Source organism: Novosphingobium rhizosphaerae, assembly GCF_050920675.1.
GTDB lineage: Bacteria > Pseudomonadota > Alphaproteobacteria > Sphingomonadales > Sphingomonadaceae > Novosphingobium > Novosphingobium rhizosphaerae.
In genome coordinates, this window is record NZ_CP137861.1 from 945,554 (window position 1) to 968,886 (window position 23,333).

Below are 23,333 nucleotides of genomic sequence, written 5' to 3' on the forward strand. Positions count from 1 at the left end.
GCCTATGGGCGCCCCATGGCGCATTGTATTCCCCCTTCCGCGATCCCGCATTCCGTGCCCGATTTTGGTGACCTGGCCGATCCGCTGGCGTTGTTCGACCTGGCGACCCCAGCCTCGGCGCGGCGCATCGTGGTGGCCATGTCGGGCGGCGTGGATAGCTCGGTCGTGGCCGGGCTGGCGGCCGCGAGTGGCGCGGAAGTTATTGGTATCACGCTGCAATTATATGATTACGGTGCCGCCACGGGGCGCAAGGGCGCCTGCTGTGCGGGCGATGACATCCGCGATGCCCGCGCCGTGGCCGATCGGCTGGGCATTGCCCACTATGTCTTCGATCACGAATCGCGCTTTCGCGAGGACGTGGTCGAACGCTTTGCCGACGATTACCTGGCCGGGCGCACGCCGATTCCCTGCATCCGCTGCAACATGGGGCCCAAGTTCACCGATCTGCTGGCGATGGCGCGCGAACTGGGTGCCGATTGCCTGGCCACCGGGCACTATGTGCGCCGCGTGCCCACGCCCACCGGCGCGCAACTGCATCGCGCCGCCGATCCGGCACGCGACCAGAGCTATTTTCTCTATGGCACCACGCAGGAACAGCTCGAGTTCCTGCGTTTCCCGCTGGGCGGCATGCCCAAGCCGCAAGTGCGCGCGCTGGCGCAGGCCATGGGCCTCGCCGTGGCCGCCAAGCCCGACAGCCAGGACATCTGCTTCGTGCCCGATGGCGATTACGCCAAGATCGTGCGCAGCGTGCGCCCCGAAGGCGGGCGGCCGGGCACGATCGTCCATGCCCAGACCGGCGAGGTGCTGGGCCAGCACCAGGGCGTGATCCACTATACCGTGGGCCAGCGACGCGGGTTGGAAATCGGCGGCCAGCCCGAACCGCTCTATGTCGTGGGCCTGGATGCCGCCGATGCCCGCGTGCTGGTCGGCCCGCGCCGCCTGCTCGGCGTGGCGGCCGCGCGCGTGATCGAAACCAACTGCATCGGCCCGCTGCCCACGGATGAGCCGCTGACTGCCAAGGTGCGCTCGCTGGCCAAGCCTGTGCCGGTCGTGCTCGACGGCCCCTTCGGCGATGGCGCGGCCACCACGCTGCGCTTTGCCGCGCCCGAATATGGCGTGGCGCCGGGCCAGGCGGCGGTGCTCTATGCCGGGGATCGCGTGATCGGCGGCGGCTGGATCGACGGCACGGAGCCTGCCGAGGCCATTTCCATTTAATCCCGCCAGGGTTGCAACTGGCAGCCCCAGCCTTGGCGATAAGTGGCGGTCTGCGCGGCGGCGAGCGGCACGCTGGCGGTTACCGTGTGGGCGCCTGCGTCTTCGGCCAATGACACCGGAAAGCGCCCCTTGGGCATGTCCTTGTCGCAGTCGCCCAGCGCGCGCCCGCCCACATAGCGGCACGAACAGGCCAGCCGTGCCGCGCGGGCCGCTTCGATTCGCGCGTTTTCGCGGGCCGGCCGCCAGACAAACGATACGAAGACCACGCCCAGCCCCAGCGCCAGACCGATCAGCAGGCCCAATCCACGCCAGGCCCAGCGCCGCGCAGGGGGGCGCCCAGGCGGCCGGCCGGAAGACGACGGACCGCCATAATGGAGCGGATCATTCGGGGAAGAAGAAGGCTTGGTGGTTGCCATGTGCATTCGATCTGGTGGAAAGACCGGGGCAACCATGCAGAGCCCCCCGCGATTCCGTATACCCTGTGCCCGCCGGTGGCTGGCCCATATCGTGCCGGTGGCGCTTGCACCAGCCTTGTTCGCCTGTTCGTCCAGTCCACCCGCGCAAGCGCCGCTCTCGCCCCAGGCGCTTGCCGCCGTGGTGGACGATCCCGGCGTCAACCGCGAAAGCCTGGCTCGCGCGGTGGACGGGCTGTTTGCCGACACTGCCGGGCAGGAGGCCGGGGGCGATAGGCAACTGGGTGAAACCCGCGCGGTGATCGTGATGCGCGCCGGGCGCATCATCGCCGAACGCTATGCCCCCGGTTATCACGAGAATACCCGCTTTGCCGGTGGCGGCATTGCCCGCTCGATCACGGCGGTGATGATCGGCATGCTGGTGTCCGATGGGCGGTTGCGCCTGAATGAAACCGCGCCGGTGCCGGCCTGGCAGCGGCCCGGCGATCCGCGTGGCGAAATCACGCTGCGCCACCTGCTGCAAATGCGCTCGGGCCTGCGCGAGGAGCCGGGCGACGAAGCGCGCATGCTGTTCGGTGCCGGGCGCGACGACATGGCCGGCGCCGCCGAAGACCAGCCCCTCGCCGCCGAACCGGGCGCGCGGTTCCAGGACGATGCAGCCAGTGGAATCATCCTGGCGGACCTGGCCGCGCGCGTGCTCGCCCCCGCGGGAGACGCCGATGCGCGCCGCCGCGCCGTGGCTGATTACTTGCGCACGCGCCTGTTCGAACCCGTGCTGATGCGCGGCATCGTGCCAAGCTATGATGCGCGCGGCACCATGAACGGCGGGGCGATGATCGATGCCACGGCGCGCGATTTCGTGCGGTTTGGCGAATTCCTGCGCAATCGCGGTGCGGTCCACGGCGCGCAACTGGTGCCGCGGCAATGGATCGATTTCATGGTCAGCCCGAGCCCGCGCGAAAAGCAATATGGCGCGGGTGTGTGGCTGAATCGCGCGCCCACCACGGGCGATGCGCGCCTGTTTCCGCAAGCCGGTCCGCGCGACATGCTGGCCGCGTTGGGCGATGGCGGCCAGGCCGTGCTGGTGGCCCCGGCGCGCAAGCTGGTGGTGGTGCGCCTGGGGGCGACGCCGCCCGGTGGCGATGCAGCGCTGATGGGCCGCCTGCGCGATATCGTCAGCCTGTTTGCCAGTGGGCCGGCGCGCTAGGGGACGTGTTCGCTGAAGATTTGCCCGTTCCGGGCCGGCGGCCGGCACCCCCTTCGGCAGGAGCGGGGCGCCAGGAATGCCGGCGGCTGCCGGCCCGGAACGGGCACACGGTTACACGCTGCGTCCTGACAGCAGCGCGGCCGCGTGTTGGGTGGCATGATAGAGGCCGTCGAGCCGGTCTGCCCGGACGAAGCCGTGCAGCAATTCGGCAAAGCCGTCGCTGTCACCGGCCAGGGCATGGCGGGTCATCGCCGCCAGCGTGGCCTCGTCGGGCGTCATCACCAGTTGGCACGGGCGGTTGACCAGAAAGCGTTCGGGCCAGGTGCGGATCACCCGGCGCACCAGGGCATGCACGGCCGCCGCCGCTTCCACGCTGCGATAGCGTTGGGCCAGGTCTGGCACGGGATCGCGGCCCACGCGCTCGAACATGGCGGAAAGGCGCATGGCCATCACCACGTGCAAGGCGGTGAGCGACAGGGCACGCACGTCTTGGGGGCGGGCAAGCGATGCCACGATCGCCGCATGGCGAGCCGAGGTGGCCGGTGCAGTGTCGGGCGAAACGGGGCCGCGCTGGGCGTGGGGTGCGGACATGACAGCCTTTCTTGCGATCGATTCGCAAATCAGACTATGCCTGCGTCCGCATCCCGTCAATGATAATCATTCGCAATAACTGCCAGCCGTGCGCTGCCCCGGTCAGGCCGTGCGGAACCCTTGGGTAATGGGGTAGCGCCGGTCGCGGCCGAAATTGCGGCTGCCCAGTTTTACCCCCGGCGGCGCCTGGCGGCGCTTGTATTCGGCCAGGTGCAGCAGCCGCTCGATCCGTTCCACCGTGGCGCGCTCGTGCCCTTCGGCGGTGATCTGCGCCACGCTCTTCTCGTGCTCCACCAGCCCCAGCAGGATCGCGTCGAGCACGTCGTAGGGCGGCAGCGAATCCTCGTCCTTCTGGTCGGGGCGCAGTTCGGCGCTGGGCGGCTTGGTGATGATCCGTTCGGGCATGACCGGGCCTTGCGGGCCCAGGCCGATGCGCGGGCGGTGTTCGTTGCGCCAGCGCGAGAGGGCGAACACCGTGGTCTTGTAGGCGTCCTTCAACGGGTTGTAGCCGCCGTTCATGTCGCCATAGATCGTGGCATAGCCCACGCTCATCTCGCTCTTGTTGCCGGTGGTCACCAGCATCGGCCCGAACTTGTTGGACAGCGCCATCAAGGTGGTGCCGCGAATGCGCGACTGCAGGTTTTCCTCGGTCAGGTCCGGCTCGCGCCCGGCAAACAGGGGGCTGAGCATATCGGTAAAGCCATCCACCGCCGGGCCAATCGGCACGGTATCGAGCCGCACGCCCAGCATCTGCGCGCAGCCGGCCGCGTCGTCCAGGCTTTCCTGGCTGGTATAGCGGCTGGGCAGCATCACGCACCAAACCCGATCGGCGCCCAGCGCATCCACCGCGATGGCGGCGCAGAGCGCGGAATCGATCCCGCCCGAAAGGCCCAGGATCACGCCGGGAAACCGGTTCTTGTTCACATAATCGCGCAGGGCCATGACCATGGCGCAATAGATGTCTTCAGGGTGCTCGGTCGGTTCGGCCACGTCGCCCGCCTCGCAGCGCCAGCGGTGGCCGTTGCCGAAGGGCACCTTGTTCCACACCGTGTCGACCACGGCTTCTTCCCATTCCGGCAGTTGCGCCCACAGCGCGCCTTCGGGGCCGACGACGAAGCTGGCGCCGTCGAACACCACTTCGTCCTGCCCGCCCACGCGGTTGACATAGGCGAGCGGGATGCCGGTATCGATCGCGCGGCGCTTGGCCACGCCATCGATGCGCAGCACGTCCTTGTCGATTTCATAGGGGCTGCCGTTGACGCAGAGGAAGATTTCCGCGCCCAATTGCGCCAGATGGCGGCACACGTCGGGGTGCCAGATATCCTCGCAGATCGGCAGGCCCAGCATTGCGCCGCGGAACGGCACCGGCTCGGGCAGGGGGCCGGGCAGGAACAGGCGCTTTTCATCGAACGTGCCATAGTTGGGCAGTTCGTACTTGAAGCGCGTCGCCACCACTGCCCCGCCATCGAGCAGGGCCACGCCATTGTGCAGCGCCCCGTCGCGCACGAAGACCGAGCCGACCAGCATCGCCGGGCCGCCATCGGCGGTGGCCGTGGCCAGCTTTTCCAGTTCCACTGCCGCGCGCGCGATCAACGCGGGTTTCAGGATCAGGTCTTCGGGCGGATAGCCGATCAACTGCATTTCGGGAAAAACGATCAGGTCGCTGCCCGATGCCTTTGCCCGTGCCTCCAGCATGGCGGCGGCATTGGCGGCAAGGTCGCCAACCCTTTGGTTGAGTTGCGCAAGCGTGATGATCAGTTTGTCGGCCATGGCCAAACCCTAGGCGGCTTGGCCGGTGGCGGGCAAGGGGGGCTGTGCCCCGGAAGGCGCAAAACCGGCGCGGCCGCGGGGCGGATGGGGCGCACAGGCGTTGCAAAACTGTCATCTTGGGCTAAGGGCGGCGCCAGGATCAGGATCACCGAAAGACTCGAGGGAAACGCCATGAAGATCATGTCCGGCAACGGCAACCTGCCGCTGGCCCGCGCCATTGCGGCCTATCTGGAACTGCCGCTGACCGACGCTTCGGTTCGTCGCTTTGCCGACGAGGAAGTCTTCGTGGAAATCCACGAAAACGTGCGCGGCGAAGATGTCTTCCTGGTGCAATCCACCAGCTACCCGGCCAACGACAACCTGCTCGAACTGTTGATCTGCATCGATGCCCTGCGCCGCGCCTCGGCCAAGCGGATCACCGCGGTGGTGCCCTACTTCGGCTATGCCCGCCAGGATCGCAAGCCCGGGCCGCGCACGCCGATTTCGGCCAAGCTGGTCGCCAACCTGATCACCACGGCGGGTGCCGATCGCGTGCTCGCGGTCGATCTGCACGCCGGGCAGATCCAGGGCTTCTTCGATATTCCCACCGACAACCTGTTCGCCGCCCCGGTCATGGCGGCCGATATCCAGACCCGCTATGGCGGGCAGGAACTGATGGTCGTTTCGCCCGACGTGGGCGGCGTGGTCCGCGCCCGCGCGCTGGCCAAGCGGCTGGACAACGCGCCGCTGGCGATCGTCGACAAGCGCCGCGATCGCCCTGGCCAGTCCGAAGTGATGAACATCATCGGCGACGTGAAGGGCCGCATGTGCATCCTGATCGACGATATCATCGATTCGGGCGGCACGCTGTGCAACGCGGCGCAGGCGCTGATGGATGCCGGCGCTGCTGGGGTTGCCGCCTACATCACCCACGGCGTGCTCTCGGGCGCTGCGGTGGCCCGCGTGGGCAATTCGGCGCTCAAGGAACTGGTGATCACCGACACCATCCTGCCCACCGAAGCGACCAAGGATTGCGACAGCATCCGCATCCTCACCATCGCGCCGCTGATCGGCGAGGCGATCCGCCGCATCGCCGACGAAAGCTCGGTCTCCAGCTTGTTCGACTGATTGTCTGATCCACCACGATGTCGTGGTGGATGGCACGGCCAACGCGGGATGTCCTAAGGGCCTTCCCGCAAGGCCCGGTCGGTCGGAATTAGCCAGGTTCGTTTAGCCCTCGCTCGCAAATCCACACGGTTTGCGAGTGAGAACCATGACCAAGCGCCTGCCCCTTTCCCTGCTGCTTCGCCTTGCCTGCGCGCTGCCCGCACTGGCCAGCGCCTCGGCCCTCGCCGCACCCGATCCGGCCGGTGCCGCGCCAGCGACCGCGCCCACCCCGGCATCGTCCGACATGGTCACGACCGGCGTTGCCAAGGGGCGTGACCGGCTCGACAGCGCCACGTCCACCAGCGCGCTGCACCAGGCCGATATCCTGCGCCTGGCGCCGCGCTCGATCGGCGAACTGCTGCGCGCGCTGCCGGGTGTCTTTTCCGAAGCGCCCAACGGCGAAAGCATTGCCAACATCTCGATCCGCGGCTTGCCGGTGGTCTCCACCGGGGGCAAGTTCGTGCAGTTGCAGGAAGACGGCCTGCCGGTAATGGAATTTGGCGATATCATCGGCGCCAGCTCCGACACGTTCCTGCGCGCCGATCTCAACCTGGCGCAGGTGGAATCGATCCGCGGCGGCTCGGCCTCCACCTTTGCCTCCAATTCGCCCGGCGGGATCATCAATTTCATCTCTGCCACCGGCGAGCGCGCGGGCGGCACGCTGATGCTGAACAGTGGCATCAACTATGAACAGCGCCGCGCCGATTTCGAATATGGCGGCCCGGTGGGTGAAAACACCCGCTTCCACATCGGCGGGTTCTGGCGCCAGGGCGAGGGGCCGCGCCGCATCGGCTTTGAAGGCCAGCGTGGCGGGCAGCTCAAATTCAACGTCACCCGCACGTTCGATGGCGGCTATGTCCGCCTCTACGCCAAGCTGCTCGACGATCGCTCGCCGTTCTATGATTCGGTGCCGCTGCGCGTGACGGGCACGGCCGAAAGCCCTGGCCTGGTCGCGGTGGCGGGGTTCAATCCCACGCGTGATACGCTCTCGACCACCTATCTCCAGTCGATCACCATGCTGGATGAAAACAACAATCCGGTGAGCGAAGACTTGCGCCAGGGGCAGCGGGTCAAGGAAAAGGCACTGGGCCTGGAAGCGCAGGTGGATCTCGATGGCTGGACGGTGACCAACCGCTTCCGCGTCGCCAGCCGCTCGGGCGGGCTGTACGGGCCCTTTTCCAGCACGCTCTACACCGCCGCCGCCGGGCTGACCAAGCTGGGCGGGGCGGGGGCCACGCTGTCCTATGCCAATGGCCCGCATGCCGGCGAGGCGATTGCCGACCCGGCGGCGCTCAACGGCAATGGCCTGATTGCCGTGCTCAACTTGCGCATCCGCCCGCAGGAAGACCTGGGCAGCCTGGTCAACGACCTGCGCGCCAGCAAGATCTATCGCGTCGGGTCGGGCGATCTCACGCTCACCGGCGGCTTCTATGCCTCGCGCCAGGCGGTCCACACCGCGCTGCGCTGGGCCGAGGTGGTTTCAGAAGTGCGTGGCGATGGCCAGGCCGCGCTGCTCAACGTGACCAATGCTGGCGGCCAGGCCGTCACCCAGAACGGCATCTATGCCTATAACTATGCGCTCAACAACGGCACCCAGCGCCGCACGATGAGCGTCGATTACGCGGTCCAGGCGCTGTACGGTTCAGCCAATTACCGCATCGGCAAGTTGGCGTTGGGCGGCAGCCTCCGCTATGATTTCGGCAGCGCGCGCGGCCAGGTCATGGGGTCTGACCTGGGCGGCGGCCGCATCGGCACGATCAGCCGCGACATGAACGGTGACGGGCTGATTTCCCTGCCCGAACAGAAAGTGGGCTATACCCCGCTCGATAGCCCGGCGCCGGTGCATTATGACTATCACTATCTGTCGTGGTCGGTGGGGGTAAACTACCGCGTCGCCCAGGCATTCTCGGTGTTTGGGCGCTACAGCCGCGGCGCGCGCGCCAATGCCGATCGCCTGCTGTTCACCTCGGCGATCGATACCGCCACAGGCGCCCTGGCCATTCCCCAGGCTGTCTACGATCCGGTGCGCCAGGCCGAACTGGGCTTCAAATTCCGCCAGAGCGGCGTGACGGTCAACCTCACCGGGTTCAGCGTGCGCAGCCAGGATACCAACGTCAACACCTCCACCGGCGTGGCCATCGCCCGCCGCTACAAGGCGCAAGGGCTGGAATTCGAAGCCGGCGTGCGGCGCGGCATGTTCAGCCTGACCGGCGGGGCAACCTATACCGACGCGCGCATCGTGGAGGATTTCATCGATCCCACTGTCAACGGCAAGCGCCCGCGCCACCTGGCCAGCGTGATCTTCCAGGCCATGCCCCAGGTCACGTTCGACCGGTTCAATCTGGGCGCGGCCTTCATTGGCACCACCAGCAGCTATGCCCAGGATAGCAATATCCTGAAAATGCCCGGCTATGTCACCACCAATGCCTTCGTGCAGGCCAATGTCACCAATCGCCTCGCCGTCTCGCTCAACGCGGCGAATCTGTTCGATGTGCTGGCGCTGACCTCGATCGACGATGCCACGGTGCCCAGCAGCGGCGTGGTGCGCGGGCGCCTGCTCACCGGGCGCACGATCAGCGCCTCGCTGCGGCTAAGCCTGTAACGCACCTGCCGCGCGCAGGGCGCTCATTGCCAGGGGCGGATACCGCCCGGCGCGATCCGCTCGGTCGTTTCCAGGCGGCGCGCCTGGCGCGTTTCCAGCGACAGCGTCATCAGCGGTTGCGCCAGGTCCACGAACTGGCGTGGCGACATGCCGAACATGGCGGTGAATTCGCGGATCAGGTGGCTCTGGTCGTAATAGCGCAGGGCCAGGGTTTCGGCCTCGGCATCGTCGGCCACGCCGCGCAGGTGGCTGGCCATGTCGAGCGCCCGGGCGCGGCGCAGCACCTGCTTGGGCGTCAGGCCGAAATCGCGCCGCACGATGCGTTCCAGCCGGCGCTGTTCGATCCCGCATTGCGCGGCAAACTCAGCCACGCCGATCGAAGGGTTGGCCAGCGCCGCGGCTTCGAACCGGGCGGTCACCGGGTCGGGCTCGGGCGCGCCACGCCAGTTGATCATGGCGCGCAGTTCCTGCTCCATCGCCTGGCACCACGCTTCGGGCGTGGCGGCAGGATCGAACATGTCGAGCCAGCGCGCCGGGTCCAGCCCCAGGCGATCGATGGTGGTAAACCGGTCGGCCAGGTCCGCTTCGGGCAGGCGCGTCAGGGCATAGCCGGCGCCCGGGCGCACCACGGCACCCACGCTGGTGAAACTGCCGGTCACGCCCACGGCCATGCGCTTGCTGTTGGGCCCGAAGACCAGCGCCGCCCGGCCCAGGGCACAGGGCCCGTCGCGGGTTTGCGCCGTCCAGGCGCCGCGCAATTGCACGCGGATGCACGCCGTATCGGCCAGCAGCCCGCATTGCAGGGCATAATTGGCGGGGGCATCGACCACGGTGACGTAGAACCGGCCGATCCACGGCGCGAGATCGGGCGCCGGCGCGCGGCTGTAGGACAGGGGTTGGCCCTGACGAGTCACCCCGGCGGCCGGCGCAATCGCCCGGTCCACGCCCGGCCTGATATTGCGGTTCATTTCTGCTCACCCCCTGCGCAAGCCGTCCTTGCCCTCTTGCCTGCTGTTCGGAAATGCAAAATTTTTGAACTATGCCCCTTATCCGGAAATAGGAGCGCCTGCTTGACCGGATCGGCGCTATCGGCAAAGCACAGGTCCATGAAGCTCGATGACGACATTGCCCTGGCCCACCGCCTTGCCGAAGCCGCCGGCGCTGCGATTCGCCCTTATTTCCGCAGCGTTGCTGCAGAACGCAAGGGGGATGCCACCCCGGTGACGCTGGCCGATCGCGCCGCCGAAGAAGCGATGCGCGCCATCCTGGCCGCCGAACGCCCGCAAGACACGGTAATTGGTGAGGAATTTGGCACCACCCAGGGCACGTCCGGGCGCAGCTGGGTGCTCGATCCGATCGATGGTACGGCCGGTTTCCTCGCCGGGCGGGCGCTGTTCGGCACCCTGATCGCGCTCTTGGTCGATGGCTTTCCGGTCCTGGGCGTGATCGACCAGCCGATTGCCGGCGAACGCTGGGTGGGGTCTTCGGGCAAGCCCACCACGCTCAATGGCCAGGTCGTGAAAACCCGGCCCTGCCGCGAATTGTCGGAAGCGACCATCGCCACCACCGGCCCGCACTATTTCAGCCAGCATGAAGGCGATCACTTCATGGCCCTGGCTGGCCAGACCGATTACCGCCGCATGGTGATGGGCGGCGATTGCTACAACTACGCCATGCTCGCCACCGGCCAGCTCGACATCGTGTGCGAGGCCGGGCTCAAGCTGCACGATTGGGCCGCGCTGGTGCCCGTGGTGGAAGGCGCGGGCGGCACCATGGCCGATTGGAACGGCGATCCGCTGCACATCGGTTCGGAAGGCCATGTCCTGGCGCTCGGCGATCCGGCGCGGCTGGACGACGCGATCGAGGCGCTGGCCGCCGGCCACAGCCACCGGCACTGATCGCGGCCTGCCGCGTTCTGCCCGGCATGACCGCTGCATCCTCGACTTCCGCCGCGCCCACTATCGTGATCACCGGGGCGGGCGCCGGCATCGGCCGGGGCACCGCCCTGCACTTTGCCGCGCTCGGCTGGCGCGTGATCGGGCTCGATCGCGATGCCGCTGCGCTCAAGGAACTGGCCGCCATGCTGCCGCGCGGCCAGGGTTTGACGATCACCTGCGACGTCGGCCGGGAAAAGGCCGTGGCGCGCGCCTTTGCCCGCATCGCGCAATGGGCAGCACAGGGCATCGATTGCCTGGTCAACAATGCCGGCATTGCCAGTCCCGATTGCGGCCCGCTCGAAGACCTGGCCCTGGCCGATTGGCAGCGCTGGATCGATGCCTCGCTCACCGCCGCGTTCCTGTGCAGCCGGGCCGCCCTGCCGCTGCTGCGGCGGCGCGATGGTGCCAGCGTGGTCAATGTCGCGTCTACCCGCGCCTTGCAGAGCGAACCCGATACTTACGCCTATGCCGCGGCCAAGGGCGGGCTTTGCGCGCTTACCCATGCCATGGCCGTGGGCCTGGGGCCGCAAGTGCGCGTCAATGCCGTGCTGCCCGGCTGGATCGAGACCGGCCCCTGGCAACGCGCCGACCGCGCCCACGATGGCGATCATCGCCCGATCGACGAGGCGCAGCATCCCGTCGGCCGCGTCGGCACGGTGCACGATATCGCCGCGACCATTGCCTGGTTGGCCAGCGCCGACGCGGGCTTTGTCACCGGGCAGCAGATCGTGGTTGACGGCGGCATGACCAGAAAGATGATCTACGCCGAATGATCGCATGATCGCGGTCGATTAGACACTTGTTCAATATCGTTGCGCATGCAACTTTGCCGCCATCCCCCCGAAGAAGAGGATGGTTCATGAAAACGATGAAGAGCGTGGCGCTGGGAGCGGCCGCGCTGGTCGCATTGGTGGCTGGCACGGCCCAGGCCAAGACCGTGGTGGTGCGTGCCGCCCATATGATCGACGTGCTGGCGGGCAAGCGCGTTGATGGCGCGCAGGTGGTGGTCACCGATGGCCGCATCACGGCCGTGGGCAAGGCGGGCGACGCGGTTCCGGCCGGGGCCGAAGTGATCGACCTGGGGCCGCGCACGCTGCTGCCCGGCCTGATCGACATGCATGTCCACCTGACCAGCGACCCCACGCTCGGTGGCTATCGCGGGCTGGAGTTCACCGATAACTTCGGCACTGTCGTCGGCGTCGCCAATGCCAAGAAGACGGTGGAAGCCGGCTTTACCACCGTGCGCAACGTCGGTTCGGCCAATTACGACGACGTCGCGATCAAGCAGGGCATCGAGATGGGCTACGTCCCCGGTCCGCGCATCGTGCCGGCGACCTATGCCTTGGGCGCCACCGGCGGCCATTGCGATTCCACCGAATTCCCGCCCTCGATCACCGTGCCTTCGCCGCAGATCGCCAACACGCCCGACGAATTCCGCGCCTTGGTCCGCAAAGTGCGCAAGTATGGCGCCGAAGTGATCAAGATCTGCGCCACGGGCGGGGTCTTTTCCAAGACCGATTCGGTCGGCGCCCAGCAGATGAGCTTTGAAGAGCTCAAGGCCGTGGCCGACGAAGCGCACATGCTGGGCATGCGCGTGGCGGCCCACGCCCACGGCACCGCCGGCATCAACGACGCGCTGCGCGCCGGCATCGACACGATCGAGCACGCCAGCCTTGCCGACGAGGAAAGCTTCAAGCTGGCCAAGGCCAAGGGCGCCTGGCTCGACATGGATATCTACAACGACGACTATATCCTGGCCGAAGGCGAGAAGAATGGCGTCTTTGCCGAAAGCCTGGCCAAGGAAAAGATGATCGGCCGCAAGCAGCGCGAAACCTTCCGCGCCGCCCATGCCGCCGGGGTCAAGCTGCTGTTCGGCACCGACGGCGGCGTCTATCCCAACGGCTTCAACGCGCGCCAGTTCGCCAAGATGGTGGAATGGGGCATGACCCCGATCGAAGCGATCCAGGCCGCCACCAAGAGCGCGGCCGAGGCGCTGGACCGCACGGCGGACGTGGGCGCGATCGCCATCGGCCGCTATGGCGATCTCATCGCCGTCGATGGTGATCCGCTGGCCGACGTGCGCACGCTGGAGCACGTGGCCTTCGTGATGAAGGGCGGCGAAGTGGTGAAGGCCGCGCAGTAAGCAACAAGCCCTCCCCTAACCCCTCCCGCACGCGGGAGGGGGACTTTCTAAACTCCCCTCCCGCGTGCGGGAGGGGCTGGGGGAGGGCCTGTTCCAAAGAGCGGAGGGCTTGTCCCCCAGCCAGCCCGGAAAAATCACTCCTCGGGCGGCTGGCTGTTCAACTGGATGTAGTTCTGGATGCCCATCTGCTTGATCAGGTCGAGCTGGGTTTCCAGCGTGTCGATATGCTCTTCCTCGCTTTCCAGGATCTTCTGGAACAAGTCGCGGCTCACATAATCGCGCACGGTTTCGGCATGGGCGATCCCGTCCTTGAGCACGGGCACCGCCTCATACTCCAGCGCCAGGTCGGCCTTGAGCACTTCCTCCACCGATTCGCCCACTTTCAACCGGCCCAGCGCCTGGAAATTGGGCAGGCCATCCAGGAACAGGATGCGGTCGGCAAGCATGTCGGCATGCTTCATTTCGTCGATGGATTCGTGCCGCTCGAACTCGGCCAGCTTCTTCACGCCCCAGTGCGACAGCAGGCGATAGTGCAGCCAATACTGGTTGATCGCGGTCAGTTCGTTGAACAGTGCCTTGTTCAGGAACTCGATGACCTTGGCATCGCCCTTCATGGCCAGACCTTCCTATGCCGTTGAACCGGAAGGCAGGCTAGGCCAGACCACGCTGGCGGGCAATCCGCAGATTATGCGCGCGGGCGCATCAGGCCATGGCGCAGGCGCGCTCGTCGGCCACCACGTCGTCGGCATCGTCCAGGCACTGGCGGCACTGCGCCTGGCAGCCCAGCGTGCCATACAGCGCTTCGGCATCGCCGCGCGCGTGGCAGCGGGCGGCCTGGCGCAGGTCCTTTTCCCGAATGGCATTGCAGATGCAGATGTACATGACGCCCGTATCTCTCGCTCTGAGGGTCTCTCGCTCATGAGAATGATTCGCAGAGTAATGCGATTCATTCTCATGAGCAAGGGGTAAACGCAGGATTGCGGCAGGGTGCGGGGCTTTGCGGGCCGCCTTGCAAAGCGCTCGCCCCGCCGCTACATGCACGGCCAAGCATCGAGAGTTGGGGGCGACGCCCCAACGCCAACCTGCCGGTTTCCGGGCAAGGTGGCGCTCCCCCAACGGGGAGGATGTGGCCGATCCGGCAACCAAGCGGAGCAAGCCCCAGGCGTCTTTCCCGGTTTCGATGCAGTTCACTGCCCAGGAAAGACTTGCCCCGTGCCGATCAGGATTGCCGACAACCTCCCCGCCCGCCGTACGCTCGAAGCCGAGGGCGTGATCGTCATGGGCGAGACCGAGGCCGCGCGGCAGGATATCCGCCCGCTGCGCATCGCGCTGCTCAACCTGATGCCCGACAAGATCACCACCGAAACCCAGATCGCCCGCCTGCTCGGCGCTACGCCGCTGCAGATCGAGCTGCAGCTGGTGCGCCTCTCGGGCCATGTCAGCAAGACCACCTCGGCCGGGCACATCGCCGAATTCTATCGCCCGTTCACCGACGTGCGCGCCGAGCGCTTCGACGGCCTGATCGTTACCGGGGCGCCGGTGGAAACCATGGACTATGGCGAAGTGACCTATTGGGACGAGTTGCGCCAGATCTTCGACTGGAGCCAGACTCACTGCCATCGCCTGCTGACGATCTGCTGGGGCGCGATGGCCGCGCTCGCCCATTTCCACGGCGTGCCCAAGCATCAACTGGGCGCCAAGGCCCATGGCGTGTTTCCCCATGTGAACCGCGCGCCGGCCAGCCCCTGGCTGCGCGGCATGTCGGACCTGGTGCCCGTGCCCGTCTCACGCTGGAGCGAAGTGCGCCGGGAAGACCTGGGCGCCGGCCTCACCGTGCTGCTCGACAGCGAGGAGGTCGGCCCTTGCCTGGTCGACGATCCGGCACGCCGCGCGCTGCACATGTTCAACCACCTGGAATACGATACGCTCACGCTCGACACCGAATACCGCCGCGATGGCGAGCGCATCGTGCCCCGGCACTATTATCCCGACAACAACCCGGCCCAGTTGCCTCGCAACACCTGGCGCACCCATGGCCACCAGCTGTTCGGCAACTGGATCAACGAAGTCTACCAGACCACGCCGTTCGATCTGGCCGATATCGGTGGTTGATGACGTCAAAGATCATGATCTTGGTTGAATAGGGCGTGATCATCTAAATAGGGTATAAGGTGCCATTGTGGCTGTTTTGCCGCGTCCACTTGATGCCTGCGGTTATATGGCTTAGTATTAATTGAACAAAAACTCGCTGGTCGCATCGATTGTCTTTTGGACGGAGTGGGGCCATGCGCAGGATTGTTTCCGCTGTTGCTGCTTGCAGTCTTCTTGCCACTTCTGGCTGTTCCATGGTGTTGGATGATCTCCATGGCAACGGTGGCTATCCGGCCAAGGCGCTTGATCGGCACAGTTTTCGCGCGCGCGATAACAAGCAGCTCGTCCTGCTCCGCGCGGCTATCGTGCTGGCCATGGCGGCGCGCATGGGCCAGTCCACCGTGCGGGTGGAAGATGCCGATGCCTTTGCCAATTACCTTGCCAGCGCAGCACGGGAAATCGATTTTGCCGCTGCCAATCTTTATCAGGCGCCCGCAGCGGCCAATACGCCTTGCCACGTTGTGGGACCGGCAGCCTCGGCAGCCAAAGCGGTCGCAGGTGGCGGCGTGGCGGCCGCCGATGCGGTGGTCAACGATGTGGCAAATCTGCAGGCCTGCACAGGCTATGCCACCAATTTCGAAAGCGAATTGCCGCTGGTCGAAGCTAGCCTGATCAAGGTGGTGGTGGCCGCGTTGCCGGCCGATCGAGCGCGGGCGTTCCTCACTGCCGTAGCCAATGGCGATGTCGTGGGCGCTGCATTCAAGGCATTGAAGGCATTGAAATCGCTCGCTGTCGGCCTCCACTATGCCAATGGCAGCTTCCGCTCGGGGCTGGAGGCCGTGGCCATCCAAAAGGGTTGCGAAGATAGTGCCAGCAAGCCGATGACCGTGGAACGGGCCGTGTCTGCAGAATGTCTAGACATCGATACCAAATCCCTGTTCGACAGCACGGATCGGGGGCCACTGGGGATCGGCGCCGTCGATCCCACCGCTTTCGATGCCCTCTTCCGCATTGCCAACAATGCCTGTTCGGGTCTGCCTTTGCTCACATCCACCCAGGGCAGCGATGAAAAGACCCGGCGCCAGGCGCGCGATGCGGCCTGTGGCACTCTATGGTTCCGCCCACAGGCGCGCCCGGTCACGATGCCTTCGACCGGTTGAACGGCGATGGGCCGATTGGCGGGGAGTCCGACGTTGCAAGGACCAAGGCCCCCGAATCAAGTTGCCAAACCGGCCCTCCCTCGTTAAGGGCCGCCCCTTCAATCCACGCGGACCTGCGTTCCTGCCTGGCCACATAGGGCTGCCACGGCAGGTACACCGCGTCGAACAAGGAGACGAAAATGCCCAAGCTCAAGACCAAGAGCGGTGTGAAGAAGCGCTTCAAGCTTACCGCTACGGGCAAGGTGAAGCACGGCGTGGCCGGCAAGCGTCACCGCCTGATCAGCCACAACGCCAAGTACATCCGCCAGAACCGCGGCACCGACGTGATCTCCGACGCTGACGCGAAGGTGATCAAGAAGTGGGCGCCCTACGGGCTGAACTGAGGAGGCTGATCCATGTCCCGTATCAAGCGCGGCACCACCACGCGTGCCAAGCACAAGCGCATTCTCGACCAGGCCAAGGGTTACCGCGGCCGTCGCAAGAATACGATCCGCGTTGCCCGCCAAGCCGTTGAAAAGGCTGGCCAGTATGCGTACCGCGACCGCAAGGTCAAGAAGCGGACCTTCCGCGCCCTGTGGATCCAGCGCATCAACGCTGCCGTCCGCGCCGAAGGCCTGACCTATTCGCAGTTCATCCACGGCACCAAGCTGGCTGGCATCGAACTCGATCGCAAGGCCATGGCGGACCTCGCCATGAACGAAGGCGGCGTGTTCGCAGCCGTCATCGCCCAGGCCAAGGCAGCCCTCCCGGCCGCCTGATCGCCTGAACGCGATACAGTTCAAAAAGGCGCTCGCCCTCACCGGGGCGGGCGCCTTTTTCTGTTGGGGTTTTCGCGAAGATGCCCTCCCCCCGACCCCCTCCCGCAAGCGGGAGGGGGAGAGCGGCCAAACTCCCCTCCCGCCTGCGGGAGGGGTTGGGGGAGGGCATGTTACGCGCAGGGCCTCTTGCCCACGCAACCCATCTTCCCTTCCGCCCCGCAAAGCGCTAGCGGCAGGCGCGTATGGAACAGCTAGACCAACAGCAGGCGCAAACCCTCGGCGCCATCGCGGCGGCCACCACGCTCGACGCCGTGGAGGCGATCCGTGTTGCTGCCCTGGGCAAGCAGGGCTGGGTTTCCGCCCTGCTCAAGACCATGGGCCAGATGAGCCCCGAGGAACGCCAGGCCCGTGGCCCGCAGATCCACGCCCTGCGCGAGGCGGTCACCACCGCGCTGGCGGAACGCAAGGCCGAACTGGAAAGCGCCGCCCTGGAAGCGCGCCTGGCGGCCGAGGCGGTGGACCTCTCGCTGCCCGCGCCCGAAGCGCCGCGCGGCTCGGTCCACCCGGTTTCGCAAGTCATGGACGAGCTGGCCGAAATCTTTGCCGACATGGGCTTTGCCGTGGCCAGCGGCCCGGAAATCGAAGACGACTGGCACAATTTCACCGCGCTCAACATGCCCGAAACGCATCCCGCGCGCGCCATGCACGACACGTTCTATTTCCCCGACAAGGATGCGCAGGGGCGCGACATGCTGCTGCGCACGCACACCTCGCCGGTGCAGATCCGTGCCATGCTCAAGCAGGGTGCGCCCTTGCGCATCATCGCGCCGGGCCGCGTCTATCGGTCTGACAGTGATGCCACGCACACCCCGATGTTCCACCAGATCGAAGGCCTGGTGATCGACAAGGGCATTCACCTGGGGCACCTCAAGTGGACGCTGGAAACCTTCCTCAAGGCCTTCTTCGAGCGCGACGATATCGTCCTGCGCCTGCGCCCCAGCTATTTCCCGTTCACCGAACCGTCGGTGGAAGTGGACGTGGGCTATACCCTGGTGAACGGCAAGCGCGTGGTCGGCGGCAGCGGCGATGCGCCGGGCGGCGGCTGGATGGAAGTCCTGGGCTCCGGCATGGTCAACCGCAAGGTCATCGAATTCGGCGGGCTGGACCCCGATGAATGGCAGGGCTTTGCCTTTGGCACCGGCGTCGATCGCCTGGCCATGCTCAAGTATGGCCTGGATGACTTGCGCGCGTTCTTCGATGGCGATGCCCGCTGGCTGGGCCACTATGGATTCGGGGCGCTCGATGTGCCCACCCTTTCGGGCGGTGTTGGAGTGAAGCCGTGAAGTTTTCCCTGTCGTGGCTCAAGGCCCTGCTCGATACGCAAGCAAGCGCCACCGAGATTGCCGAAAAGCTCACCAGCCTCGGCCTGGAAATCGAAAGCGTGACCGATGCCTCGGCCGCGCTCAGCAGCTTTCGCGTCGCCCGCGTGCTGACGGCCGAAAAGCACCCGCAGGCCGACAAGCTCCAGGTGCTCAGCGTCGATCTGGGTGATGGCCAGCCGCTCCAGGTGGTCTGCGGCGCGCCCAATGCGCGCGCCGGCCTCGTCGGCGTGCTCGGCCTGCCCGGCGCGGTGGTGCCCGCCAATGGCATGGAACTGCGCAAAAGCGCGATCCGCGGCGTCGAATCCAACGGCATGATGTGCTCCACCCGCGAACTGGGCTTGGGCGAGGAACACGACGGCATCATCGAACTGCCCGCCGATACCGCGCTGGGCCAGTCGTTTGCCGACTACATCGGCTCCGATCCGGTGTTCGACGTGGCAATCACGCCCAACCGTCCCGATTGCATGGGCGTTTATGGCATAGCCCGCGATCTGGCGGCGGCCGGCATCGGCACTTTGCGTGCCATCGATGTGGCGCCTGTGGCCGGTGAAGGTGCGTGCCCTGTCGAAATCCGCATCGAGGATGCGCAAGGTTGCCCGGCGTTTTACGGTCGCGTGATCAAGGGCGTGCAGAACGGCCCTTCGCCGCAATGGCTGCAAGACCGGCTCAAGGCCGCCGGCCAGCGGCCGATCTCGGCGCTGGTGGACATCACGAACTACGTGATGCTTGGCTATGGCCGCCCGGCCCATGCCTATGACCTCGCCAAGCTGACCGGCGCCGTCACCGCGCGAAAGGCGCGTGAAGGCGAAACCGTGCTGGCGCTCAACGGCAAGGAATACGCGCTCCAGCCGTTCATGACCGTGATTGCCGACGATGCCGGCGTGCACGACATTGGCGGCATCATGGGGGGTGAGCATTCGGGCTGTGCCGACACGACCACCGACGTGCTGCTCGAAGTCGCCTATTTCGATCCGGCACATATCGCCCGCACCGGCCAGGCCCTGGCGCTGGCCAGCGACGCGCGCGGCCGGTTCGAGCGCGGAGTCGATCCTGCGTTCCTCGACACCGGCATGGACCTGCTGACGCAGCTGATTCTCGAAATCTGCGGCGGCACGGCCAGCGAAGTCTCGCGCGTGGGCACGCCGCCGTTGGCGCCGCGCACCCTGGCCTATGATCCGGCGCTGGCCGGCCAGCTCGGCGGCATTGCCGTGGCGCAGAGCGAGCAGAAGCGCATCCTCACCGCGCTCGGCTTTGCCGTGGATGAAGACTGGACCGTCACCGTGCCCAGCTGGCGCCCGGACATTGCCGGCCCGGCCGATCTGGTCGAGGAAGTGATCCGCGTCCACGGCCTCGATGCCGTGCCGTCCACCCCGCTGCCCCGCGCCGATGGCGTGGCGCGGCCCACGGCCACGCCGGTGCAACTGCTCGAACGTCGCCTGCGCCGCGCGGCTGCGGCGCGAGGGGCTCACGAGGCGGTGACCTGGTCGTTCCTGCCCCAGGCCCAGGCCGAACACTTTGCCGATGGGCAATTCGTGTGGACGCTGGCCAATCCGATTTCGGAAGACCTCAAGGCCATGCGGCCCTCGCTGCTGCCCGGCCTGCTGGCGGCGGCGCGCCGCAATCTCGATCGTGGTGCGGCCAGCGTGCGCCTGTTCGAAATCGGCCGCCGCTATCTGCGCGCCGACGATGGCAGCAGCGACGAGCGGCTGAGCCTGGCTGTCGTGCTGGCCGGCGAACGCACCCCGCGCGGCTGGGCCACGGGCAAGGCGCAGGCCTTCGATGCGTTCGATGCCAAGGCCGAGGCGCTCGCGCTGCTGGCCCAGGCCGGCGCGCCGGTGGAAAACCTGCAAGTGATGGGCGAGGCGGGGCCGCAGTTCCACCCCGGCCAATCGGCCACGCTGCGCCTTGGTCCCAAGCAGGTCCTCGCGCGCTTCGGGGTGCTTCACCCCGCCACGGCCAAGGCCTTCGGCCTCGACGTGCCCTTGGTCATGGTCGAACTGTTCCTTGATCGCGTGCCGGCCAAGAAGGCCGCCAGCGGTTTTGCCCGCCCGCACTTTGCCCCGCCCGCGCTCCAGGCCGTGACCCGCGATTTTGCCTTCCTGGTCGATGCCAAGGTGCCCGCCGGCGATCTGCTGCGCAGCGTCAAGGGCGCGGACAAGGCCAGCATCGTGGCGGCCCGCGTGTTCGACGATTTCCGGGGGGCTGGCGTGCCGGAAGGGCAAAAGAGCCTCGCCATCGAGGTGACGCTCCAGCCCGGCGACAAGAGCTTCGACGAAGCCGCCCTCAAGGCGATTTCCGACAAGATCGTCGCCGCTGCGGCCAAGCAGGGCGCCACCCTGCGCGGCTAGGCCGGGCTTGGGGCTTCGACAAGCTCAGCCCGAACGGCGGGTGGGGCGTGGGAATTCTTCATCCCACCCCCGCACCCCATACCGCACTTGCGAAGAGCGCGCGCTCTGGCCATACCGTGCGGCCATGAGCGAAACCCAGCCCGAACTCGTCACGATTGCGTCCGACACGCTGACCGCCGCGATCAACCCGCTCGGTGCAGAGCTGTGGTCGCTCACCGATCGGGCCGGGGCGCAATGGATGACCGACGCCGATCCCGCGTTCTGGAGCGGCCATGCCCCGCTGCTGTTTCCGGTGGTCGGCTCGCTGGCAGATGACACCCTGCGCCACGATGGCCAGGCCTATGCCCTGCCGCGCCATGGCTTTGCCCGGCGCTCCACTTTCGAACTGGTGGCCCACGATGGCGCCACCGCGCATTTCCGGCTGCAGGACAGCGACGCCACGCGTGAAGTCTATCCCTTTGCCTTCGTGCTGGAAATGGCCTTTGCCGTGGAAGGCGCGACGCTGGCGATGACGGTCACGGTCGGCAATCCGGGGAATGAAACGCTGCCGTTCAGTTTCGGCTATCACCCTGCCTTCGCCTGGCCGCTGCCGGGCAGCACCGACAAGCATGCGCACCGCCTGGTCTTCACCAAGGACGAACCGGCGCCGATCCGCCGCGTGCGCAAGGACAGCGGGCTGATGCTCGACAAGGGCTTTGCCAGCCCGGTGCGCGGCCGCATCCTGCCGCTGCGCGAGGGGCTGTTCGTGGCCGACGCGGTGGTGTGGACCGACCTGGCCAGCCGCGCGCTGACCTATGGCGTGGAAGGCGGTCCGGCGCTCGACGTGGCGTTTCCCGATACCACGATGCTGGGCCTGTGGCAGGTGCCGGGCGCCAACTACATCTGCATCGAGCCCTGGGCCGGCCATGCCGATCCGGAAGGCTTTGCCGGCGACATTGCCGACAAGCCCGGCATCGTCCTGCTCGCGCCGGGCGAGAGCCGCAGCTTCCGCATGGACGTGACCGTTCGCGGCGGCTAGGGGCGGGGACGTTATGTCCAATCGCCGCACCTTCGCCATCATTTCCCACCCCGACGCGGGCAAGACCACGCTGACCGAAAAGCTCCTGCTGCAAGGCGGGGCCATCCACCTGGCCGGTGAGGTCAAGGCCCGTGGGCAGGCGCGGCGCGCGCGGTCTGACTGGATGAAGATCGAGCAGCAGCGCGGGATCTCGGTCACGTCCTCGGTCATGACGTTCCAGAAGGACGGCACCGTCTTCAACCTGCTCGATACGCCGGGCCACGAAGACTTTTCCGAAGACACCTATCGCACGCTGACGGCCGTCGATTCGGCCATCATGGTGATCGACGCGGCCAAGGGCATCGAGCCGCAGACGCGCAAGCTGTTCGAAGTGTGCCGCATGCGCTCGGTGCCGATCATCACTTTCGTCAACAAGGTGGACCGCGAAGGCCGCCCGGTGTTCGAAACGCTCGATGAAGTGGCCGATGCCCTGGCGCTCGATGTCGCGCCGATGAGCTGGCCGGTGGGCATGGGCGGCGTGTTCGAAGGCGTCTATGACTTTGCCAGCGAAACCATTGCCCGCCCCGAAGGCGACAGCCGCGAATTCCTGGGCCGGCGCGATCCCGCCGCCGGCGCCATTCCCGATGAATTTGCCGAAGAGATCGAACTGGGCCGCGAAGGCTATCCCCAGTTCGACCTGGAAGCCTATCGCCATGGCGACCTGACCCCGGTCTATTTCGGATCGGCGCTCAAGAACTTTGGCGTTGCCGAACTGATCGCGGCGATCGATCGCTATGCCCCGCCGCCGCGCCCCCAGGCCAGCGACCAGGGCACGATCGAGCCGAGCCGCGCCGACGTGACCGGCTTCGTGTTCAAGGTGCAGGCCAACATGGACCCGCAGCACCGCGACCGCATCGCGTTCATGCGCATGGTTTCGGGCACGTTCAAGCGCGGCATGAAGCTGGTGCCCTCGGGCCTGGGCAAGCCGATCGCGGTGCATTCGCCGATCCTGTTCTTTGCCCAGGACCGCGAGATTGCCGACAGCGCCGAAGCGGGCGACATCATCGGCATTCCCAACCACGGCACCTTGCGGGTGGGCGACACCCTTTCCGAACGCAACGACGTGCGCTTTACCGGGCTGCCCAACTTCGCGCCTGAAATCCTGCGCCGCGTGGTGCTGAAGGATCCCACCAAGACCAAGCAGTTGCGCAAGGCGCTCGACGATCTGTCGGAAGAGGGCGTGATCCAGGTGTTCTACCCGGAAATCGGCTCGCAATGGATCGTGGGCGTGGTCGGCCAGCTGCAGCTTGACGTGCTGATCAGCCGGCTGGAAGCGGAATACAAGGTGGAAGCGGTGCTGGAGCCTTCGCCCTTCGACACGGCGCGCTGGCTGAAAGGCACGCCCGAAGCCTTGCGCGGCTTTGCCGATTTCAACCTGTCGAACCTGGCCAAGGACCGCGACGGCGATCCGGTGTTCATGGCCCGCTCCGCCTGGGACGTGAGCTATCAGCAGGAACGCAACCCGGATCTGACGTTCAGCGCCACCAAGGAAAGGTAATTTCGGGCTACCCCA

General features: G+C 66.6%; 21 protein-coding genes and 1 riboswitch. Of the genes, 15 read left to right on the forward strand and 6 right to left on the reverse strand.

Translation table 11 applies throughout. The features are described from left to right. Positions 1–54 precede the first annotated feature (54 nt). Positions 55–1,215 (forward strand): tRNA 2-thiouridine(34) synthase MnmA, encoded by a 1,161-nt coding sequence (gene mnmA, locus R9J51_RS04345; RefSeq protein WP_432787840.1) that lies wholly within the window; start codon positions 55–57, stop codon positions 1,213–1,215. Here mnmA and R9J51_RS04350 read toward each other — a convergent pair. Then, positions 1,212–1,631, reverse strand: a complete 420-nt coding sequence (locus R9J51_RS04350; protein ID WP_432787841.1) for a hypothetical protein — start codon at positions 1,629–1,631, stop codon at positions 1,212–1,214. The genes mnmA and R9J51_RS04350 overlap by 4 nt on opposite strands. 34 nt (positions 1,632–1,665) lie before the next feature. Here R9J51_RS04350 and R9J51_RS04355 point away from each other — a divergent pair, with 34 nt between their 5' ends. Continuing rightward, a complete protein-coding gene (locus tag R9J51_RS04355; RefSeq protein ID WP_179505958.1) occupies positions 1,666–2,835 on the forward strand; it encodes a serine hydrolase domain-containing protein in 1,170 nt (389 codons plus the stop codon). A gap of 111 nt (positions 2,836–2,946) precedes the next feature. On the opposite strand, the gene R9J51_RS04360 is transcribed toward R9J51_RS04355, so the two are convergent. Next, complete coding sequence (locus tag R9J51_RS04360; protein ID WP_168555872.1) at positions 2,947–3,426, reverse strand: hypothetical protein; 480 nt, start codon at positions 3,424–3,426, stop codon at positions 2,947–2,949. A gap of 102 nt (positions 3,427–3,528) precedes the next feature. Continuing rightward, positions 3,529–5,196 carry an NAD+ synthase gene (locus tag R9J51_RS04365; RefSeq protein ID WP_179505959.1) on the reverse strand — a complete coding sequence of 556 codons (1,668 nt, stop codon included), beginning with the start codon at positions 5,194–5,196 and terminating at the stop codon, positions 3,529–3,531. A 171-nt stretch (positions 5,197–5,367) separates the two neighbouring features. On the opposite strand from R9J51_RS04365, the gene R9J51_RS04370 reads away from it, so the two are divergent. Together R9J51_RS04370 and R9J51_RS04375 are read left to right on the forward strand one after the other, a co-directional pair. Further along, positions 5,368–6,303: a ribose-phosphate pyrophosphokinase gene (locus tag R9J51_RS04370; RefSeq protein ID WP_022676495.1), complete on the forward strand. Its 936-nt coding sequence runs from the start codon at positions 5,368–5,370 to the stop codon at positions 6,301–6,303. Between the two features lie 145 nt (positions 6,304–6,448). Next, on the forward strand, positions 6,449–8,944 hold the full coding sequence (locus R9J51_RS04375) for a TonB-dependent receptor domain-containing protein (RefSeq protein WP_179505960.1): 2,496 nt from the start codon (positions 6,449–6,451) through the stop codon (positions 8,942–8,944). A 23-nt stretch (positions 8,945–8,967) separates the two neighbouring features. On the opposite strand, the gene R9J51_RS04380 is transcribed toward R9J51_RS04375, so the two are convergent. Next, positions 8,968–9,912: a helix-turn-helix domain-containing protein gene (locus R9J51_RS04380; protein ID WP_168555875.1), complete on the reverse strand. Its 945-nt coding sequence runs from the start codon at positions 9,910–9,912 to the stop codon at positions 8,968–8,970. 138 nt (positions 9,913–10,050) lie between these two features. Between R9J51_RS04380 and R9J51_RS04385 the strand changes: the two genes are divergently transcribed. The 3 genes from R9J51_RS04385 to R9J51_RS04395 all read left to right on the forward strand — a co-directional run bounded on the left by R9J51_RS04385 (position 10,051) and on the right by R9J51_RS04395 (position 13,024). Next, a complete protein-coding gene (locus R9J51_RS04385; protein WP_169475606.1) occupies positions 10,051–10,842 on the forward strand; it encodes an inositol monophosphatase family protein in 792 nt (263 codons plus the stop codon). Positions 10,843–10,868: 26 nt separating this feature from the next. Then, positions 10,869–11,654 (forward strand): SDR family oxidoreductase, encoded by a 786-nt coding sequence (locus R9J51_RS04390; RefSeq protein ID WP_179505961.1) that lies wholly within the window; start codon positions 10,869–10,871, stop codon positions 11,652–11,654. A gap of 95 nt (positions 11,655–11,749) precedes the next feature. Next, entirely contained in the window at positions 11,750–13,024 is a 1,275-nt protein-coding gene (locus R9J51_RS04395; RefSeq protein ID WP_218843745.1) for an amidohydrolase family protein, read from the forward strand. Positions 13,025–13,158: 134 nt separating this feature from the next. Here R9J51_RS04395 and bfr read toward each other — a convergent pair whose 3' ends face one another. Next, the gene (gene bfr / locus R9J51_RS04400; protein WP_168555879.1) at positions 13,159–13,638 is read right to left on the reverse strand and encodes a bacterioferritin; all 480 of its coding nucleotides are present in this window, start codon (positions 13,636–13,638) and stop codon (positions 13,159–13,161) included. Positions 13,639–13,726: 88 nt separating this feature from the next. Continuing rightward, complete coding sequence (locus R9J51_RS04405; protein WP_022676501.1) at positions 13,727–13,906, reverse strand: (2Fe-2S)-binding protein; 180 nt, start codon at positions 13,904–13,906, stop codon at positions 13,727–13,729. A gap of 160 nt (positions 13,907–14,066) precedes the next feature. Further along, positions 14,067–14,180, forward strand: a riboswitch (SAM-I-IV-variant riboswitch). A gap of 56 nt (positions 14,181–14,236) precedes the next feature. Here R9J51_RS04405 and R9J51_RS04410 point away from each other — a divergent pair. The 8 genes from R9J51_RS04410 (at position 14,237) to R9J51_RS04445 (ending at position 23,318) form a co-directional block, all read left to right on the forward strand. Further along, positions 14,237–15,136, forward strand: coding sequence for a homoserine O-acetyltransferase/O-succinyltransferase family protein (locus tag R9J51_RS04410; RefSeq protein WP_168555881.1), 900 nt, complete (start codon positions 14,237–14,239; stop codon positions 15,134–15,136). 233 nt (positions 15,137–15,369) lie between these two features. Beyond that, entirely contained in the window at positions 15,370–16,275 is a 906-nt protein-coding gene (locus tag R9J51_RS04415) for a hypothetical protein (RefSeq protein WP_179505963.1), read from the forward strand. 179 nt (positions 16,276–16,454) lie between these two features. Further along, positions 16,455–16,658 carry a 50S ribosomal protein L35 gene (rpmI, locus tag R9J51_RS04420; protein ID WP_022676503.1) on the forward strand — a complete coding sequence of 68 codons (204 nt, stop codon included), beginning with the start codon at positions 16,455–16,457 and terminating at the stop codon, positions 16,656–16,658. Between the two features lie 12 nt (positions 16,659–16,670). Then, positions 16,671–17,033, forward strand: a complete 363-nt coding sequence (gene rplT, locus R9J51_RS04425) for a 50S ribosomal protein L20 (protein WP_022676504.1) — start codon at positions 16,671–16,673, stop codon at positions 17,031–17,033. 242 nt (positions 17,034–17,275) lie between these two features. Continuing rightward, positions 17,276–18,376, forward strand: coding sequence for a phenylalanine--tRNA ligase subunit alpha (pheS, locus tag R9J51_RS04430; protein WP_179505964.1), 1,101 nt, complete (start codon positions 17,276–17,278; stop codon positions 18,374–18,376). Next, positions 18,373–20,763, forward strand: a complete 2,391-nt coding sequence (pheT, locus tag R9J51_RS04435) for a phenylalanine--tRNA ligase subunit beta (protein ID WP_179505965.1) — start codon at positions 18,373–18,375, stop codon at positions 20,761–20,763. The genes pheS and pheT overlap by 4 nt, the downstream gene beginning before the upstream one ends. 124 nt (positions 20,764–20,887) lie before the next feature. Further along, positions 20,888–21,781, forward strand: coding sequence for an aldose 1-epimerase family protein (locus R9J51_RS04440; RefSeq protein ID WP_179505966.1), 894 nt, complete (start codon positions 20,888–20,890; stop codon positions 21,779–21,781). A gap of 13 nt (positions 21,782–21,794) precedes the next feature. Further along, positions 21,795–23,318 (forward strand): peptide chain release factor 3, encoded by a 1,524-nt coding sequence (locus R9J51_RS04445; protein ID WP_168555886.1) that lies wholly within the window; start codon positions 21,795–21,797, stop codon positions 23,316–23,318. Positions 23,319–23,333 lie beyond the last annotated feature (15 nt).